We start from the raw sequence: 17,172 nt of genomic DNA, 5'->3' as shown, positions 1-17,172 counted from the left end.
TCCATGGCACAGCCTTTGAACCGTTGGGTGCGCCGTAGCCTGTGGGCCTGCGTGGCGGCCCTGGTAGCGACAGCCAGCGCCACTCAGGCGGAAGGCCGTATCCGTGTGGCGCAGCAGTTTGGCATTGGTTACCTGCTGCTCGATGTGGTGCGTGAGCAGCAGCTCATCGAGAAGCACGGCAGGCAACTGGGCGTGGATGTGCAGGTCGAGTGGGCGCAACTCTCGGGCGCCACGGTCATGAACGAAGCTCTGCTGGCAGGCTCGCTCGACATCGTCTCTGCAGGCATCCCCCCAGCCTTGGTTCTGTGGGACCGCACACGGGGCAAGCAAAACGTGAAGGTGGTGGCGTCGCTGGGTTCGTTGCCCAATTACCTGCTCACCAACAACCCTAATGTGCGCAGCCTCAAGGACTTGGGCGACAAGGACCGTATCGCCGTGCCTGCGGCGGGGGTGGGGTTTCAGTCACGTACCCTGCAGATTGAAACTGCCCGCCAGTTTGGCGCTGCCGACTTCAAGCGCTTTGACAACATCACGGTCAGCCTGCCACATCCCGACGCCACGGCTGCGCTCATCAAAGGCGGCTCTGAGGTCAACACCCATTTCTCGAGCGCGCCGTTTTACTACCAGGCGCTGGAGAGCAAGCAGGTGCGCAAGGTGCTCAGCTCGTACGACATTCTCGGTGGGCCGGCCACGTTCAACGTGCTCTACACCACCCAGAAGTTTCATGACGAGAACCCCAAGACCTACAAGGCGTTTTACAACGCGCTGGTCGAGGCCGAGCAGTTCGTCAAAACCAACAAAGCCAAGGCGGCAGAGGTGTTCATCCGTGTGCAACAGTCCAAACTGCCTCCCGAGCTGGTGCGCCGCATTGTGGAAGACCCTGAAAACGACTTCACGGTGACTCCACAGCGCACCTTTGTTTACGCCGACGAACTGCACAAGCTGGGCGTCCTCAAGAACCGCGCTGCTTCATGGAAAGACTATTTCTTTGAAGAAGCCCATGCCTTGCCAGGAAGTTGACATGGCCACCATCACTCATTTACCAGCTGCAACTTCCATCCATGCCACCCCGCTGCTGCAGGTGGACAACGTGAGCCTGGAATACCGTACACCGCAATCGGTGGTGCGCGCCACGCATCGCGTGAGCTTTGATGTGTACCAGGCCGACCGGTTTGTGCTGCTGGGCGCATCGGGCTGTGGTAAGTCCACGCTGCTCAAATCGGTGGCGGGCTTCATTCCCCCGGCCGAAGGCGAGATCCGCCTGGCGGGCCAGGTGGTGCATGGGCCAGGGCCTGACCGCATCGTGGTGTTTCAGGAGTTCGACCAGTTGCCGCCATGGAAGACCGTGGTGCAGAACGTGATGTTTCCGCTGCTGGCCTCTCGCACTTTGGGGCGGGCTGAAGCCCGTGAGCGCGCTTTGCATTATCTGGACAAGGTGGGCCTGGCGAAGTTTGCTGACGCCTACCCGCACCAGCTCTCGGGCGGCATGAAGCAGCGCGTGGCCATTGCCCGGGCCTTGGCGATGCAGCCCCAAGTGCTGCTGATGGACGAGCCCTTCGCTGCGCTCGATGCCTTGACCCGGCGCAAGATGCAAGAGGAATTGTTGGCGCTGTGGGAGGAGGTGCACTTCACGCTGCTGTTTGTCACCCATTCCATCGAAGAGGCCCTGGTGGTGGGCAACCGCATTGGTCTGCTATCGCCCCACCCTGGCCGGGTGCGGGCTGAGATCAACAGCCACGCCTTTGGCCTGCACAGTGCGGGCAGCCCTGAGTTTCAGGCGGCGGCGCAACGCATCCATCACCTGCTGTTTGAAGGCGACACTCCCGCCGTGGCGGCTGCCGCAGCCCCGGCAGAGCACCGGAGGAAATCTGCATGAGCACCGTCCCCGGAAATGCTGCGCTCATCGGTGGCCTGCAGCCGCCGGTGCGGCCTGAATACGAACGCCCGCTGGAGCCCATGATCGATGTGGCACCACAGCGTCCACTGCCCTGGGCGGCGCGCTTGTGGCAGCAGGGCTGGCTGCGCAAAACCGCCATCTTGCTGGTGCTGGCCCTGGCTTGGGAGCTGCTCGCGCGCTGGCAAGACAACGACCTGCTGCTGCCCACCTTCACCGCCACGGCCCGGGCTTTTGTCGATGGCATCGCCACCGGCGAATTGCTGGGCAAGGCCGCGCTGTCGCTGGGTGTGCTCCTGCAGGGCTACCTGGCAGGCATCGTGGCGGCCTTTGTGCTGACGACGCTGGCCGTGTCCACCCAGATCGGGCGCGACCTGCTGGCCACGCTCACAGCCATGTTCAACCCTTTACCTGCTATCGCACTGCTGCCGCTGGCCTTGCTGTGGTTTGGCTTAGGTCAGGGCAGCCTCGTGTTTGTGCTGATCCATTCTGTACTTTGGCCGCTGGCATTGAACACCTATGCAGGCTTTCAGGCAGTGCCAGAGACCCTGCGCATGGCGGGGCGCAACTACGGTCTGCGTGGCGTGCCCTACGTGCTGCAGATTCTCGTGCCTGCCGCACTCCCATCCATCCTGTCCGGGCTCAAGATCGGTTGGGCTTTTGCGTGGCGCACCCTGATTGCAGCCGAGCTTGTGTTTGGCGCATCATCGGGCAAAGGTGGTCTCGGCTGGTACATCTTCCAGAACCGCAACGAGCTTTACACCGACAAGGTGTTTGCCGGACTCGTGATGGTCATTGCCATCGGGCTTTCAGTGGAGAACCTGATTTTTCGCTCATTGGAAAAAGTGACAGTGAAACGCTGGGGGCTACAGCGATGATTTTCCTGTGATGTACTGAAGGTAGTGGTCCCGGCTCCATGGAAGAAACTTTATGAGCCGGGAGAAAATTCTGGCAGACCGCTCAGTAAATTTATCTATGTAACGCTAATTCAGTAGCTTGGGGTATCAAAGCTAAATTCACATGGATAAAGGATTTATTGAGGCGCAAGTTTGAACCGGCCAACGGCTCTGGATAAATCCCCCGCCTGTGAATGTAAAGATGCTGCGGCTGCCGCAGATTGCTCAACTAAGGCTGCATTCTGTTGGATCATGTGATCCATCTGAGTAATTGCTGAATTAACCTCTGTCACGCTCTGGGTCTGTGCGCGTATGGACGATGCGATTTCCCCGATGAGTACTTGCACGCTTTTGACAGAAGACACAACCTTGGACATCGTGCTGCCTGCCTCCTGCACTAATTGACCACCTTGGTCTATTTGCTCAACGGAGTTGGAAATCAAAACCTTGATTTCTTGAGCGGCTTGGGCAGACCTTTGGGCAAGGGTGCGCACCTCCGTCGCAACCACGGCAAAACCTCGGCCTTGCTCTCCAGCGCGTGCGGCCTCCACTGCTGCGTTGAGCGCAAGGATGTTTGTCTGAAAAGCGATCCCATCTATGACACCAATGATGTCTCCGATTTTCGTGGAAGAATTTTGAATGCCACTCATCGTTTGAACCACACGGTTCACTACGGAGCCACCCAAAGCAGCTATTTCTGCAGCGGTATTGGCTAGCTGGAGCGCTTGCTGAGAGGTATGGGCGCTGGAGCCTACGGTGTCGGCAACCTGCTGCATTGCTGCAGAAGTTTGTTCAATGTTTGCTGCAGCTTGTTCTGTCCTTATGGAGAGGTCATGACCTCCAGCAGAGACTTCTTGCGCAGCGATGGCTACCGCATCAGCTCCTGCCCGCACTTTGGAAACAGAAGCGTTCAGTGCTTCCTGCATGCGCGAAAGAGCGCGCAGCAAGTCGCCCAGCTCATCTCTTCGGTCTGAATGCACATCGTTGCTTAAATCGCCATCTGCAATACGATCAGCGGTAGAGGCTGCATATGCCAGCGGTGTAGTCAGTGAACGTGTGAGTAACCAAGCGACAAAAGCTCCTATTGCCAACGCGGCAAAAAGTATTACCGCTATACCAAAAATGATGGAGTGATAGGCGGACTCGGATTGCTTTGTAGCGATCGCAGCCCCATTGGTATTGGCCTGGGTTAACTGGGCCATAGCGTCGGTAGTTGCACGAAAAGCCCGCCGTGATTCCCCTCGTATGAAGGACCTTGCTTCTTCTGCTTTGCCTTGTTTCAGCAAATCCAAAAGGCGTGGCTGACTGGCCCTGTAGCTTTGAATGGCTGACACCAAAGCAGCATATGCATCACGCTCTTCGCCACTCAAAGTTTGCTCATACGCCAGCAAAAGGGGTGGTAGCACGTCCCACTGTTTGGCAATTCGTGCGGATTCATCTTGCAAAGACTGGATGTCCCCGCCCAGCATCATCTGCAACTCACCTCGGCGCATCTGGTTCAGGGCCTCATTGATACCGGCAAGTTGCTGGGTGCTTGGTAGCCAATCGGTTGCAAACAACTGCATGTTGTCATGTATCCGCGAGACGCGATTCAGGGCATAAGTGCCCATGACTAAAACCAAGGTGAGAAGAAGGGCGAAGCCCGCCCCCAAGCGAACACCGACACGCCAGTTGGATAAATGCATTTGACCCTCCATCAGTGATGAATCTGGTCCCCATTTATTGGAATGGTCTTGGGGTATTTCCAATTCTGGCTTAACTATTGAAAAGTTTGTGAACTAATTGAGCGGCACTCTAGTTGGTGAAGCCATGACACGCTGCGATTCACATTGCCTGCGTTCAAAGTTAAGCACTTCTGCTTGATTGAATGCACCAATTTGGTGTGAACTCTGATCAAAAAAAGGGGCGGCCCAAATAAGAGCTGTGTGATTAACACGGAGCGCTATTCCAGGGCACTTGCGGGAAGCAGGACGGAGATGCTTGAGCCAAGCGCACGGGATGCAGAACACCCACCGCACACGCAATATGCGCACTTCGCGTTGCGGTTGTAGTGTTGTAGGGCTGTGTGCGCTTGTATGTAATTCTGGTTACTGACGGAGGAAGGTCGCAGTCAGCGACCGTTTACGGGCGGGGAGTCTTGGCCGAAGCGCTCTACCAGGGCATCAATCCGCTCAAACTTGGGCTTCCGTCGCTGACTGCACCATCACCCGAAATGACTCGATGGTCTTGTCTTCAATGGCTTGCATGATCCATGCAGGCTTGCGGCCCCGGCCGCTCAAGGAGCCATCCCAGGCCAAGCCACGATTGGGATCGTAAAAAGTGGTGGGACGCTTGGTCGATGGGGGCAGAGGTTTGCGGCTGATCGATCCCAGACCTATTTGGACTGGCGTCAAGCCGAATTCGGCAACCAGTTGGCGCGCGGTCTGAATCGCTTGGCTTTTGTTCTCTCGTACCAGCTTGTCGCGGCGGGCCTGCAGTTCAGCGATCTGGCGGTCTAGTTCTCGGATTTCAGTGTTCATCCCAGGATTTTAAAAAGACTGCGCTGAGAGTGCCCTGCCGCGGGAGAGTTTCTTCAGGTTGATCCGGTCTTTACCCTGTGATGAGCGAAAGGTTCCCCCCTTGCAGACTTGCTTGCGAGAATCCGGGCAACAGACTGGTCAGTTGGCGATCAGAGAGGCGCATGTGCCGCGTCGCCACCTGAGCGACCACGCTCCGAAAATCTGTGGTGACCGCGAGGTCTCGCTCTTCATACAAGGCGCTGGTGTCCAGGCCGGGCCAATGTCCGTGCACCTTGCCGCCCTGCACTGGGCCGCCCAGTGCCCAGAGCACGTTACCGTGACCGTGGTCCGTACCCCCGTTGCCATTTTGGCGAACCGTGCGGCCAAACTCTGACATTACGAGCACCACGGTGTCTTCGAACACGGGGCCTAGCCCTTGTGCCAATGCCGCGAGACCTTGACCCAGTGGTTGCAATCTGTTGGCCAGCTGGCCTGTAGCGTTGCCCTGGTTGGCGTGGGTATCCCATCCGCCCAGTGCCATGAAGGCGAGTTGTACCTGACCATCGTTGCGCATGAGTCTCGCAAGTCGCGCCGCGTCTGCCGGAAACCCGTTGGGCAGTGGGGCTCCATTGTTCGCTGCTGCCATTTCCTTGGTGACATCTTCCTCGTTGCTCAGTGATTGCATGACCTCGCGATGGGCTTGTCGCGATGCTTGGTAGGCGGACGAGATCGCGTCTGAACTCGCATACATCCGGTCAAATGCCGCACCCACTTTTGGGCGATCCAGGACATCAGGTTTGGTCGCAGCGTTACCCGACGCCAGGTTGGCTACCGCCTGCGGTCCTGCATAGATACGTGGCAGCACCGGCCCCACACTGATAGCTTGCGTTGGCGCCTGCGATGGTGGACTGTCCTTCCGGGATGGGAGCTGCCCCAGCAACCGGTTCATCCATCCATCTGCCGTTGTTTTACGCCCAGGAGTCGCGGACTCCATATAGTCTTGTGCATCAAAGTGGGAGCGCGTCGGGTCGGGTGACCCGCAAGCGTGGACAAACCCCAAGCGGCCCGCGTCCCATAGAGGGAGCAAGGGTGCAAGTGCCGGGTGCAGGCCAAAGCGATTGTCTAACGGCAGGGCGCCTCCATCCTTGCCGGGGGCCTGCAATCCGATGTCCGGCCGGTGGGCTGCGTACTGCGGATCCGAATGGGGAACCACCACACTCAACCCATCGACCGCGCCGCGCAAGAAGACCACCACCAGTCGGCGCGGGCTGCCTGCATTGGCCGTTTCCAGGGATTTGGCCGCCAGCGCGTGTGGCCCTATCGCGAGGGTGGTGGCGCCGCTCACGGCAGCGCGTATCAGGGTGCGACGTTGCATGTGGAGTCTCCTGATGCAAAGGGGGAGGTCGGCTTGCTTGGGGCGAGTGTCCGTTGAGCTGATGCGCCTGGACCTTAAGGTATGGCAAAGGCTGATAGGCAATGCACAGCAGTCAATGGCGCATGAAGTCGGGACTACCCAGAACGAGGGCTGTCTGCAGGTTGGCTGGCTCTGATGCCACGAGGCTCCGGGTTCTGGTGGAGAGGGTGCTGCCCAAGGTTGCCAGAAGCGTGTTGGTATCCAGTTCTCGGCTTGGTGGTACTGCACCCATGCCGCCAGAGACTGGGCTGCCCTCGCTCCCCGGCAATTCGTCCAGTGGCAGCCGACCACCTCCCAGCGCCGTGGAAAATGCAACGCGGCGAGTGATGGCTTCCGGATTCAACCACGCTTCCTCTGTGTTCTTGTACCCGTCAGGTGTGGGACATCCATACAGCGGCATACCCTGTTGCTGCAGGGCATTGAGCACAGGACGTACGTTACGCACCGCAACAGCCGATGCCCGCAGGGCAGAAAGCACGTAGCGGTAAGGTGTTTTGAACTTCTTGCCGAAGTGTGCGGGATCACGGAATTCCGGGCTTGCAAAGAGCGTTTCGAGGACCGACCGGATATCACCGTCGCTAGAGGTGAACCGGCGTGCCAGTTTTTGAACAAGCCCCGGAGGAGGGATATCGGCAACAAAGTGCTGTGCCAGCTTGTAGCTGATGTGGCGTGCCGTTGCGGGGTGCTTGGCCAGCTGGTCCAGTGCCCACTCGCCCTCTTGCTGCCCTGAAGGCGGCACTTCATGTCTCAACCACTGTTTGCTGCCGGAGTCATGACGGGCCGGGTTGAACACGAACAGCGACGGACCGCTGGCCTTGGCATCGAATGTCCAGCCTGTCAGCATGCGGGCCAGTTCTGTGACATCTGACTGGGTGTAGCCGCCATCCACACCGAGCGTGTGCAGCTCCATCAATTCGCGGGCATAGTTTTCGTTCAGGCCACCGGGTGTGGGTTTTGTGCCTGAGCGGCGGGCTTGAAAGCCCGGCGCCACGGACAGCCAGTTGTCCAGGTAGAACAGCATGGCTGGATGCTTTGCCGTGGCCCCCAGCATGTCCCGAAAGCGCCCCAAGGCGTACGGGCGAATGACCTCGTTCTCGTAGCTGGCGATGAGGACCTGATCCATCCCCTTGCCTGAAAAAACATTGAAGTGGTTGAACCAGAAGTCCACCATCACTTCGTTGAGTTGCTGCGGGCTGTACAAAGCCCGCATTACACGGGCCGTGCTTGCATCCAGTATTGCCTGCTGAAGCAGTTCTCTCCTGGCTGCCTTGCCTGCTTCTGGATCTCTGCGAGCCAGTTGGGTTACCTCTCGGTATCTGGTGACTGCCTCGCGTTGGCTGAGGTATCCACGAGGCTGCTCCCCGGGTGTGATGCCCAGGTCGTCAGTCAATGCACTGGGCAGTGGCTGCAACTGCTGGTTGATCCAGGCATCCACCCCCGCCTTTTGAAGGCGCATGAGGTCCTGACTGGACGGCCCCCAGCCCAGTCGGTTGATCACATGCAGAGCGAAAGGGTCTGCGGAGGGGGCGACTTGCGCCTGCGCTTGTCGCATTGCCGCAGGCAGCAAGGCGGTGCCAAGACAAAGGTGCAGCAGCTCGCGTCTTCGCACTCCCTGAGCGGCCATGAACAGCGCTGTCATTCCAAACTCCTTCCAGGTGGCGAGGCTCAAGAGCCTTGTCTCGCAACGCCACCATTGGAGCTGAAGTTGACCTGCTGCCTGTGTCTGTTATGTAAATCTTTCTGTGGGTCGGCAACCAATGTAGACAGGAGGGTGCGCGCCAGCGGCCCGATTCAAGAGTGCGCGTTACGCAGCCACCTGATTTCCCGAAGAAAGTCATCCAGCCCTTCTTGGATCACCTGCAACGTGGGAGCATCTGCAAGACGCCCTTCTTGGAGTTTGGCTGCTACTCCCGGGATGGCAATGTGCTGCCTCACCAGAGGCCGGGCCAAGGTGGCCATGAGGGCTTCCCGGATCTGTGCTTGTGCACGTACTCCGCCTGCGGTGCCGGGGGATGCCGTCATGACCAGCACCGGTTTGCCCTTGAGCGGAGATGCAAAGCCAGGGCGTGACGCCCAGTCAATGGCATTTTTGAGGACACCAGGAATGCCATAGTTGTACTCTGGTGAACACAATACCAATCCATCGGCTTCTGCGATGGACGCTTTCATCCGGGCCACTGACTCCGGCAATGCATCTCCTTCCAGGTCGGCGTTGTAGAGTGGAATGTCGTTGAGTGGAAAGATTTCCATCTTGACCTGTGCGGGTAGAAGCGGGTCCAGGCTGCGCAATACGGCTGTGCAATGGGAACCGTTACGAATGCTTCCTGAGATGGCCGTAATGCGAACTGGTGCGGGAGATGCAGTCATGTCTGGTCCTGAAGTTGTCTTTTTATAGTTTATGCATAAAATTTGAATCATGTATAAAAATGATGCCCTCTCACGAACCCCGCCGCTGGTAGACCAAGCCTTCCAGCAGCTGCGGCACGATGTCCTGATCGGGACCTACGGACCCGGCGTGAAGCTCAAGTTGGATGAGTTGCAGACCGCGTATGGCTTTTCCAGCAGCCCTTTGCGCGAAGCGCTGAGCCGTTTGGCACAGGAGGGGTTGGTGCGTGCAGATGAGCGCCGTGGATTCCGTGTAGCCACTATTTCTGAAGAAGATCTGGCCGATATCACGCGCATGCGCGTCATGCTGGATGTGCAGGCTTTGCGTGAATCCATCGCATATGGAGACGATGCATGGGAGGCCTCCATCGTGGGAGCCTTTCACCGTCTCGAGAAAGTGGAGGGGCGCCTGGGCGATGGTCCTGTGGTGCTGGATGATGAATGGACGGAGCTGCATACGGCGTTTCATGCAGCATTGATCTCTGCTTGCCCGTCGGATCGGCTCCGAGCCTGGAGTGCCAGCCTGTTTGACCAAGCCGAGCGTTACCGCCGTTATTCAGCGCGCCACAGAAAGACTTCCAAGCGCAAATCGAGCGAGCACAAAAAGCTCATGGATGCGACTCTGCGCCGTGACGTGGACAGTGCATGTGCCATGCTGGAGGAACATATCTTGAGCACACAGCGCAACGTGATGGCTACGTTGGCGCAACATCCTATCCCGGCGAGTTGATTTTTATTGGGTATTTGCTATTTTTTTATAGCTGTCTGCGCTTCTTTTCATTGAGGTTCAGGCCGTTGAGCTTGTGTCTCGATGCTGCAGGATAGGCCTGCACGCGTGACGAGCGTGTAGGTGGCACTCCCTCGCATTTGTGCGGCTCAGTTCTCTCCGGCGGCGTGCCGCGCAATCTTCTGCGTCTTGTCAAAGACTGCCTCAAGCGTCCTACCCTCCCCGCACGCTTGATCAAAACCTTGCTCTTACTTGCTGCATCAGGTCGCCTCTGCGGCGATTTTTGCTGATGCGCCTGCTGTGCTCCTCCTAGGGCTTTTTCCTTTTCCTTGCTCTCCGTGATCTTCCGCGCAGGCGGGAGCCGCTTCTCAGGCCTTCCAGAAAGCTACCAAAGCGGGGGGCTGTCCATGAATGGTTACCTGACTCTCGTTTCAGTAGAAACCACTATGCTTAAAATATGTTTTGTGCATAAAAATGAAGTCATGCATGTTTTTCGAGACATGCTGAACATCTAACTCTCTGAAGGAATGCAATGAAGCTGCTGTCGTACGTGGTTGGTGGTCGTGAGACTTGGGGCGTGGTGGTGGGTGACGGAGTGGCAGAGATGGCAGGCCGCACGGGTTACGCCACCTTGGCTGACTTCATTGCGAGCAAGGACTTTGCTCGACGTGAAGAGCTCGCTCAGGGTTTGGCGCCCGAGCTGAAGCTTGCGCAGGTGCAGTACCTTCCGGTGATTCCACGGCCCGAAAAAATCGTGTGTGCTGTGCGCAACTACATGGACCATCACCAGGAGGTTCTGGCGGCGGGCATGCAGCGTGAATTGTCGGAACAGCCTCCGATCTTCTTGCGGGTCTGGCGTTCGCAGGCGGCTCATCTGGCGCCCATCGTCAAGCCCCGTGTTTCCGATTCGCTCGATTGGGAGGGAGAGCTCGCCGTCATCATTGGTCAGGGAGGGCGCGACATTACGGAAGCCGATGCATGGAAGCATGTGGCTGGCTATAGCTGCTACAACGATGCGAGCGTGCGGGAATGGCAGTTCCATGCAAAGCAAATCGCATCCGGAAAGAATTTCGAATCCACGGGCGCGTTTGGCCCCTGGATGGTCACGGCGGACGAAATCTCACCGGGTCGGGAACTCAAACTGGAGACCCGCCTGAACGGCGCGGTCGTCCAGTCCAGTCATACCGGCCACATGATCTTCTCCATCCCTCGGCTCATTGCCTACGCCTCCACGATCTTTACCTTGGTGCCGGGTGACGTGATCGCCACAGGCACTCCAGCGGGGGTGGGCTGGAGCAAGAAGCCTCCACAGTTCATGCAGCCGGGTGATGTGGTGGAGGTGGAGATTGAAGCCATCGGAGTGCTTCGCAATCCGGTGGTTGCGCAAGCATGACGGATTGATGATCTGACCACTCCTTTCCAACCCAACAGGCAGAGCTGGCCGCAAACGACGGCCACCGCCCAGGAGACATAGATGAACAGGAGAGAACTCATCGCATCCGGTAGCGCTGCGCTGCTTGGATGGTCCGCTGCTTCGGCATGGGCTCAGGGCTATCCGGATCGCGCCATCAAGCTGTACCAAGGCTTTGCTCCGGGTGGCAATGCGGATGCCATCGCAAGAGCTCTTGGCACAGAGCTGGGCAAGACACTGGGCCAGCCCGTGGTGGTGGAAGCCCAGTCAGGGGCTGGCGGGACCATTGCCGCGACGACGGTAGCGCGAGCCAAACCTGATGGGCATACATTGCTTCTTGCCACAGGCGGCCATGCCGTGGCTGGTGCGCTGTACAACACGCTACCTTACAAAACCGTGGCGGACTTCGAAATGGTGTCCACCATCACCTACTTCCCATTTCTTCTGGTGGTGGCTGCGGGTTCCAAAGTCCAGACGTTGCGGGAGGTCCTGTCCACTGCGCAGGCAGCGCCAGGTACGGTGGCTTACGGTTCTGCCGGTATCGGGTCCACCCACCATTTGGCAGGCGAACTTTTGGCGAAGCTGGCTCGCGTCAATCTGATGCATGTGCCTTACCGGGGTGATGCCGCCGCACTGACCGCACTGTTGGCGGGAGATGTTCCTTTCATCGTCGCTCCCCCTACAGCGGTCATGACCAATATCCAGGCCGGAAAGCTGCGCGCCATTGCCACCACAGGGCCTCAGCGCTGGGGTGGGCTGCCCCAGGTTCCCACAGTGGCAGAGCAGGGCGTGGCCGGATACGACGTGCGGTCGTGGGCCGGGCTGATGGCCCCGGCGGGAACGCCTCGCATCGTGATAGACCGGCTCAATCTGGAGACCCAGCGAGCGCTTCAGGTGCAGACGGTACGGCAGAGGCTGGAAGACATGGGGGGAGAGGTGCGCGGCAGTACTCCCGAGGAGATGAAGGGCATGGTGACGCATGAGCTTGAAAAGTGGCAGCAGGTGGTGGCCGATGCCAAGATTCCCAAACAATGAACTGATGGAAAGAATATTTGCATGACTTTGATTGCCATACGCAAACGGAGCCTGACGGTTGAAACGATCTTTCACGAAGGTGGTCCCGCGCCCGAAAAGCCCTTACGTGTTGCATCGGCCTGTGCCGTGATTCGCAACCCCTATGCGGGCCGTTACGAACCCAACCTCCTGCCTTTCATGGCAGAGCTGCGCAGCCTGGGCACACTGTTGGCGGAGGAATTGGTCGCCACGTTGGGCAGGGAGAACGTGGAGGCCTACAGCAAGGCTGCCATTGTGGGCGTCAACGGCGAGTTGGAGCACGGCGCCGTGTGGCACGAAGCCGGGGGCTGGGCCATGCGCCAAGTGTTGGGGGAGCCCAAGGCTATCGTGCCTGCTGCGAAGGTGGTGGCCGCTACGGGCTACCGACTGGTGGTTCCGCTGCACTACATCCATGCGGCTTATGTGCGCAGTCATTTCAACACCGCAGAGGTGGGCATACAGGACGCACCACGTCCTGACGAAATCCTGTTTGCCCTGGTGATGGCAGACGGGGGACGCATCCATTCCCGACTGGGCGGCTTGACCAAAGAACAAGTCTCCGTGCACGACGGGCAGCGTTGACCATGGTAACGACCACGACGATGCAAGCCGTACAGCTGCAGGTACCTGGTGGGCCTGAGGTGCTGTCGGTTGTCGATTTGCCGGTGCCGGTTCCGGCGCCCGGCGCTGTCAGGGTGAAAGCGCAAGCGATTGGAGCTGGTGGACCTGATGTGCTCATTCGCAATGGCACCTATAAATGGATGCCCCCACTTCCTGCCATCCCTGGCAATGAGCTCGCGGGCGTCATCGATGCAGTGGGGCTAGGGGTCACGCGACTGAAGGTGGGAGACCGTGTGCTCGTCAGCGCTCGTGAGCTGCCTCTAAGGGGTGGGTGCTATGTGCAGTACATCTGCGTCAGCGAGGCCGTTCCGTTTCTGTTGCCGCAAACCATTGCTTTTGACGACGCGGTCAGTCTGGGAAATTTTCAGCTTGCGTTGGCGCTTCTGGCCAGCAACGGCAATTTGCCTGCACAGGCCATTCTGGTGCCTGGTGCAGCAGGTGGTGTGGCTACAGCACTGGCTCAGGTGGCTCGCGCCCGTGGATTGCGTGTGATCGGTACGGCATCAACACCTGAAAAGCAGGCATTTGCCCGTGAGAACGGAGTTTCCGATCTGGTGGACGCAGACCCCAAAGGCTTGCCGCAACAGGTGATGGCCCTGACCGGAGGCCGGGGTGTCGATATGGCGTTTGATCACATCGGCGGTGAGCTGTTCATCGCCTGCCTGCGCTCCCTGGCTCCTTCCGGCATGGCGGTTTCCTACAACATCCTTGCGGGGCCACCCTCGCATGATGTCTTTGATGAGATGCGCAAGCTGCTTGCCCGCAGTCTGGCCGTGCGTACCTTCTCCATCCACGCGGTGGACTCGGATGCTGCTCTGCGTCGCGGGCTGATGGAGCAAGCCATCCGATTGATGGCTGAGGGGCAGGTCAAGGCGCCCCGTGCCATGCACCTGCCGTTGACTGAGGCCCGCAAAGCGCACGAACTGCTGGATACCGGTGGCACGTTGGGCAAGCTGGTACTCGTTCCGTAAATTGGGGAGTCTTTGATGAATGCAGCCTACTCAGCCAACCTCGCGCACTGCGGCATCTTTTGTCGTGACCTGGATGTGATGAAGGCGTTCTACACCAGCGTCTTTGATATGCAGGAGACGGACCGCGGGCAGGGCGTTACTTTCAGATTCGACATCATTTTCCTGAGCGGGCGGGAGGATCAGCACCACCAACTGGCCCTGGCCAGCGGCAGGGCGGCGGACGCGCCCAGCACCGTCATGCAACTCTCTTTCAAGGTGAAGACGCTGGATGATCTGCGCGAGGCCCGCCGTCGAGCGCTGGCGCACGGTGCGACAGGCATGCGAGGCCTCAACCACGGCAATGCCTTGTCCATCTACTGCCTTGACCCGGAGGAAAACACGGTGGAGGTGTATCTGGACACCCCGTGGTATGTCAGCCAGCCCCATGGTGACCCTTTGGACCTGGACCAGGATGACGCCACGCTATGGGCGCAGACTGAAAAGCTGGTGCGTGCAGACCCGAGTTTCATGCCCGCTGCGGAATGGTCTGCGCGCTTTGTTCAGCGCAGACGGGCCTTGGATAGTGTCCAGCCCAGACCTTGATGGAGAGGCACCAGGTAATGTGCGTTGTATGTGCGAGGTGTCCGTTCGACCCGAACACCTGGTGCATTGGTTGTCAATGCGCAGAGTCCATTTCCATCACTGCGTCTTTGAGCAGTTTGCGCAGCCACATCAGTCCCGGGTCGTTGGTCTTGTACTCATGCCACTGAACCAATTGCTCCATTCGCGGAACAGGAACCGGAAGGTCCCGAATCGTGATGGGCAAGAAGCGTTTCGCCATCATTGCCAGTCTGCGGTGCATCGTCGCAATCCGGTGCGTTCCAACGACCAGATGAGCCTGTGAGAGAAAGCTGAAACTGCTGACTTCCGCGCGCCTCTTGACGCCACTCTGCTGCATGAACCAGTCCTCGAGTGCCCTGCCATCACCTGGTTGAACCACGACATGCCCTGCTGCCACATACCTGTCTTCAGTCAACTCTCCGGTGGCGAGGTGGCTCTCGCTCCACAGCACGCTGCAGAACACCTCTTCTAGCAGCTTTTCCGATGGATGGTTGGCTGAACAGAAATCCTTCGGAATGATCAGAAGGTCCGCCTCGCCCCTTTCCAGCGCACGCTGTGGCTGGGTCGTCTGTGGCCTGAAGTCGAACTGCACTCCGGGCGCTTGCCGATAGGCCAGTTTCTGCAGGTGGGGGATCACGGTCATCAGGGTGTAGTCCGAGATGAGCAACCGGAACAAGCGGCTGGACTGTGCGGGTACAAATTCAGGCTGCGTGGCCACACTCGCCTCCACGCGCACCAGAATGTCGCGCACCGGATCCTTGAGTGACTCCGCGCGCGAGGTCGGCTCCATCTTGCGGCCTACCTGTACCAGCAACTCATCATCGAAATATTCCCTCAGCCGCGCCAGCGCGTTGCTCATCGCGGACTGGCTCAGGTGGGTCTTCTCGGCTGCCCGGCTGATGCTTTGTTCGGTCAACAGTGCATCCAGCGCGACCAGCAGGTTCAGATCAAGCTTGTTGAAACGCATCAGCGTTGTCTCCGTGGGGGTACTTTTGTGCCCGATACCGTCATGGAGTTCCCTCTTCGCCGGAGGGACGGATATCAGGGTTTGTACTTGATCTATTCGCGCGATCAATACACCAAATGGAATCAATCCATTTGATCTAGGTAAAGGCAAATCTTAATCTAACCCCCGTTCTGCAGCGGCTCTGATAGGCCCCCGCAGAACGGTGGGACTGAAGTGATTGCTGTACGGGCGACGCCTTCCCGCCAAGACCGCCCCATTACCAATAGACCAATAGCGCCCGGTACGGCCGAGGTGCGATAACAGGAGACAAATGTGAAAACCGTATTTTCCCGCGCAGGCATGGCTGCGGGCTGTGTGATGCTGAGCCTTCTGGGGGCTGGCGCTGCCCATGCATTTGAAGGCGGTGTTTCCCCGTTCCCGGTGGGATCGACGGGTGAATACGTGGCAGGCATTCCTCCCATCCCTGGGTTGTTTGTACTGGAGCAGCTGCACTACACATCGTCCAGCGGTCTGTACGACAACGAAGGGAACAAGCGCCCCATTCCTTTCAAGATGGGGACATTCTCCGCAACCACGCGTCTGCTTGCCGCTTACCCCACCACAGTACTGGGTGCCCGTCTTTACTCGCAGCTGGTGATTCCAGCTGTTTCGCTGCACACCGAGGTGGCAGGGCACAGCGAGCGGCATAACGGCGTTGCCAATATCACTGTCTCCCCCGCCGTTTTGCGTTGGAACGTTTCTGAGCACTCCTATGCAGTGGCGGGTCTGGACCTTGCTCTGTCCAACGGCTCATACAACCCCAACAGGCCCAGCGTATCGACTGGGTACACGTCCATTCAGCCCGTCCTGGGTTTTCGCCATACCGATCCCAACGGGCTGGACATTGGTGTCATCAACCGGTTGCTGATCAACCGCGAGAACAGCACCACCCATTACCGCTCGGGGCGTGGCTATGTGGGCGAGGTCACCGCAGGCTGGAACAGCGGGCCCTGGAAGATGGGTGTGGTGGGGTCTTACCTCAACCAGTTCAGCGATGACCAGCAAGGCGGGAACACCATCCATGGCAACCGGGCCCGGAGCTTTGCGCTGGGGCCATCGGTCGCCTACAACGCAGGCAAATTCAGCGTGAGCCTGAATTACCAGCGCGGTGTGTACGCCACCAACACCACCAAGAACAACATCCTGGGTGTTGGCATTGCGGTGCCGCTCTGGATCATGCAGTAAGCGCTGCCGCAGCATCATGAAGACACAGCATCTTCTTGCCTCGGTGCTGCTGGCGGTGGCTGGGTTGGCAAATGCCGCTCAGCCTGCAACGCCCGCTGCCGTGTTTGAGCAATACGTGCAAGCCGTGCATGCCGCCGACATGGCGGCAGTGCGCGTCCTGATTGCCAGTGACGTCGAGCGCTCTGACTTCGTCGGCTGTACAGCGCAAATGGATAACCCGGCCTGCCTGGCTTTCTACATCGAGCAGACAGTGGTCAAACCACGCGCGCAGCTCAAGGTGATATCGGTGCAACTGCGCGGTGATGAGCTGCAGGCCCGACTGGAAGTGCGCAGTGAGTTGTACCGCAAGACCGCGGGTGTGGAGCGCATCGTGGGGGCCGACGTCTTGCGCATCACCGACGGAAAGATCCACGCCTTCCGTTTCATTCCAGATTTCAACGACGAGGCGACGGCCTCTTTTTTCGCAAGCATCGGCATCAAGCCGCCTGCTGGCTCCAAGCAACCCTGACCT

17 protein-coding genes are annotated in these 17,172 nt (G+C 58.8%); 11 read left to right on the top strand and 6 right to left on the bottom strand.

What is annotated here, in order from left to right; genetic code table 11:
* Positions 1-3: 3 nt before the first annotated feature.
* From AACH87_RS18040 to AACH87_RS18030, 3 genes are read left to right on the top strand one after another with little or no spacing between them, the layout of a single operon-like run.
* Positions 4-1,020 (top strand): ABC transporter substrate-binding protein, encoded by a 1,017-nt coding sequence (locus AACH87_RS18040; RefSeq protein WP_338795900.1) that lies wholly within the window; start codon positions 4-6, stop codon positions 1,018-1,020.
* Position 1,021: 1 nt separating this feature from the next.
* Positions 1,022-1,876 carry an ABC transporter ATP-binding protein gene (locus AACH87_RS18035; protein ID WP_338795899.1) on the top strand — a complete coding sequence of 285 codons (855 nt, stop codon included), beginning with the start codon at positions 1,022-1,024 and terminating at the stop codon, positions 1,874-1,876.
* Entirely contained in the window at positions 1,873-2,772 is a 900-nt protein-coding gene (locus AACH87_RS18030; RefSeq protein WP_338795898.1) for an ABC transporter permease, read from the top strand. Before AACH87_RS18035 ends, AACH87_RS18030 begins: the two co-directional genes overlap by 4 nt.
* A gap of 155 nt (positions 2,773-2,927) precedes the next feature.
* On the opposite strand, the gene AACH87_RS18025 is transcribed toward AACH87_RS18030, so the two are convergent.
* From AACH87_RS18025 to AACH87_RS18005, 5 genes are all read right to left on the bottom strand, one after another.
* Positions 2,928-4,475, bottom strand: coding sequence for a methyl-accepting chemotaxis protein (locus AACH87_RS18025; protein ID WP_338795896.1), 1,548 nt, complete (start codon positions 4,473-4,475; stop codon positions 2,928-2,930).
* A gap of 486 nt (positions 4,476-4,961) precedes the next feature.
* On the bottom strand, positions 4,962-5,309 hold the full coding sequence (locus tag AACH87_RS18020; RefSeq protein WP_338795895.1) for an H-NS histone family protein: 348 nt from the start codon (positions 5,307-5,309) through the stop codon (positions 4,962-4,964).
* A 70-nt stretch (positions 5,310-5,379) separates the two neighbouring features.
* Positions 5,380-6,663: a DUF1501 domain-containing protein gene (locus AACH87_RS18015; protein ID WP_338795894.1), complete on the bottom strand. Its 1,284-nt coding sequence runs from the start codon at positions 6,661-6,663 to the stop codon at positions 5,380-5,382.
* A 112-nt stretch (positions 6,664-6,775) separates the two neighbouring features.
* A complete protein-coding gene (locus AACH87_RS18010) occupies positions 6,776-8,341 on the bottom strand; it encodes a DUF1800 domain-containing protein (protein ID WP_338795893.1) in 1,566 nt (521 codons plus the stop codon).
* Between the two features lie 152 nt (positions 8,342-8,493).
* Positions 8,494-9,069, bottom strand: coding sequence for an NADPH-dependent FMN reductase (locus tag AACH87_RS18005; RefSeq protein ID WP_338795892.1), 576 nt, complete (start codon positions 9,067-9,069; stop codon positions 8,494-8,496).
* A 49-nt stretch (positions 9,070-9,118) separates the two neighbouring features.
* On the opposite strand from AACH87_RS18005, the gene AACH87_RS18000 reads away from it, so the two are divergent.
* The 6 genes from AACH87_RS18000 to AACH87_RS17975 all read left to right on the top strand — a co-directional run bounded on the left by AACH87_RS18000 (position 9,119) and on the right by AACH87_RS17975 (position 14,452).
* Positions 9,119-9,817, top strand: a complete 699-nt coding sequence (locus AACH87_RS18000; protein WP_338795891.1) for an FCD domain-containing protein — start codon at positions 9,119-9,121, stop codon at positions 9,815-9,817.
* A gap of 529 nt (positions 9,818-10,346) precedes the next feature.
* On the top strand, positions 10,347-11,207 hold the full coding sequence (locus AACH87_RS17995; protein WP_338795889.1) for a fumarylacetoacetate hydrolase family protein: 861 nt from the start codon (positions 10,347-10,349) through the stop codon (positions 11,205-11,207).
* Positions 11,208-11,288: 81 nt separating this feature from the next.
* A complete protein-coding gene (locus AACH87_RS17990; RefSeq protein WP_338795888.1) occupies positions 11,289-12,260 on the top strand; it encodes a tripartite tricarboxylate transporter substrate binding protein in 972 nt (323 codons plus the stop codon).
* A 21-nt stretch (positions 12,261-12,281) separates the two neighbouring features.
* A complete protein-coding gene (locus tag AACH87_RS17985) occupies positions 12,282-12,860 on the top strand; it encodes an amino acid synthesis family protein (RefSeq protein ID WP_338795887.1) in 579 nt (192 codons plus the stop codon).
* A 2-nt stretch (positions 12,861-12,862) separates the two neighbouring features.
* Complete coding sequence (locus tag AACH87_RS17980) at positions 12,863-13,870, top strand: zinc-dependent alcohol dehydrogenase family protein (protein ID WP_338795886.1); 1,008 nt, start codon at positions 12,863-12,865, stop codon at positions 13,868-13,870.
* A gap of 15 nt (positions 13,871-13,885) precedes the next feature.
* On the top strand, positions 13,886-14,452 hold the full coding sequence (locus tag AACH87_RS17975) for a VOC family protein (protein WP_338795885.1): 567 nt from the start codon (positions 13,886-13,888) through the stop codon (positions 14,450-14,452).
* A gap of 73 nt (positions 14,453-14,525) precedes the next feature.
* Here AACH87_RS17975 and AACH87_RS17970 read toward each other — a convergent pair whose 3' ends face one another.
* On the bottom strand, positions 14,526-15,437 hold the full coding sequence (locus AACH87_RS17970; protein WP_338795884.1) for a LysR family transcriptional regulator: 912 nt from the start codon (positions 15,435-15,437) through the stop codon (positions 14,526-14,528).
* 312 nt (positions 15,438-15,749) lie between these two features.
* Here AACH87_RS17970 and AACH87_RS17965 point away from each other — a divergent pair, with 312 nt between their 5' ends.
* Both AACH87_RS17965 and AACH87_RS17960 read left to right on the top strand, forming a co-directional pair.
* Complete coding sequence (locus AACH87_RS17965; protein ID WP_338795883.1) at positions 15,750-16,661, top strand: transporter; 912 nt, start codon at positions 15,750-15,752, stop codon at positions 16,659-16,661.
* A gap of 16 nt (positions 16,662-16,677) precedes the next feature.
* A complete protein-coding gene (locus AACH87_RS17960) occupies positions 16,678-17,169 on the top strand; it encodes a hypothetical protein (RefSeq protein ID WP_338795882.1) in 492 nt (163 codons plus the stop codon).
* Positions 17,170-17,172: the final 3 nt, after the last annotated feature.

The sequence above is a fragment of the Acidovorax sp. DW039 genome, from assembly GCF_037101375.1.
Lineage (GTDB): Bacteria > Pseudomonadota > Gammaproteobacteria > Burkholderiales > Burkholderiaceae_C > Acidovorax.
This window is presented reverse-complemented; position numbering and strand designations above follow the sequence as displayed.

Coding starts and splice junctions, on each gene's coding strand:
- AACH87_RS18040 (WP_338795900.1), top strand. CDS start 4: ATGGCACAGCCTTTGAACCGTTGGGTGCGCCGTAGCCTGTGGGCCTGC.
- AACH87_RS18035 (WP_338795899.1), top strand. CDS start 1,022: ATGGCCACCATCACTCATTTACCAGCTGCAACTTCCATCCATGCCACC.
- AACH87_RS18030 (WP_338795898.1), top strand. CDS start 1,873: ATGAGCACCGTCCCCGGAAATGCTGCGCTCATCGGTGGCCTGCAGCCG.
- AACH87_RS18025 (WP_338795896.1), bottom strand. CDS start 4,475: ATGCATTTATCCAACTGGCGTGTCGGTGTTCGCTTGGGGGCGGGCTTC.
- AACH87_RS18020 (WP_338795895.1), bottom strand. CDS start 5,309: ATGAACACTGAAATCCGAGAACTAGACCGCCAGATCGCTGAACTGCAG.
- AACH87_RS18015 (WP_338795894.1), bottom strand. CDS start 6,663: ATGCAACGTCGCACCCTGATACGCGCTGCCGTGAGCGGCGCCACCACC.
- AACH87_RS18010 (WP_338795893.1), bottom strand. CDS start 8,341: ATGACAGCGCTGTTCATGGCCGCTCAGGGAGTGCGAAGACGCGAGCTG.
- AACH87_RS18005 (WP_338795892.1), bottom strand. CDS start 9,069: ATGACTGCATCTCCCGCACCAGTTCGCATTACGGCCATCTCAGGAAGC.
- AACH87_RS18000 (WP_338795891.1), top strand. CDS start 9,119: ATGTATAAAAATGATGCCCTCTCACGAACCCCGCCGCTGGTAGACCAA.
- AACH87_RS17995 (WP_338795889.1), top strand. CDS start 10,347: ATGAAGCTGCTGTCGTACGTGGTTGGTGGTCGTGAGACTTGGGGCGTG.
- AACH87_RS17990 (WP_338795888.1), top strand. CDS start 11,289: ATGAACAGGAGAGAACTCATCGCATCCGGTAGCGCTGCGCTGCTTGGA.
- AACH87_RS17985 (WP_338795887.1), top strand. CDS start 12,282: ATGACTTTGATTGCCATACGCAAACGGAGCCTGACGGTTGAAACGATC.
- AACH87_RS17980 (WP_338795886.1), top strand. CDS start 12,863: ATGGTAACGACCACGACGATGCAAGCCGTACAGCTGCAGGTACCTGGT.
- AACH87_RS17975 (WP_338795885.1), top strand. CDS start 13,886: ATGAATGCAGCCTACTCAGCCAACCTCGCGCACTGCGGCATCTTTTGT.
- AACH87_RS17970 (WP_338795884.1), bottom strand. CDS start 15,437: ATGCGTTTCAACAAGCTTGATCTGAACCTGCTGGTCGCGCTGGATGCA.
- AACH87_RS17960 (WP_338795882.1), top strand. CDS start 16,678: ATGAAGACACAGCATCTTCTTGCCTCGGTGCTGCTGGCGGTGGCTGGG.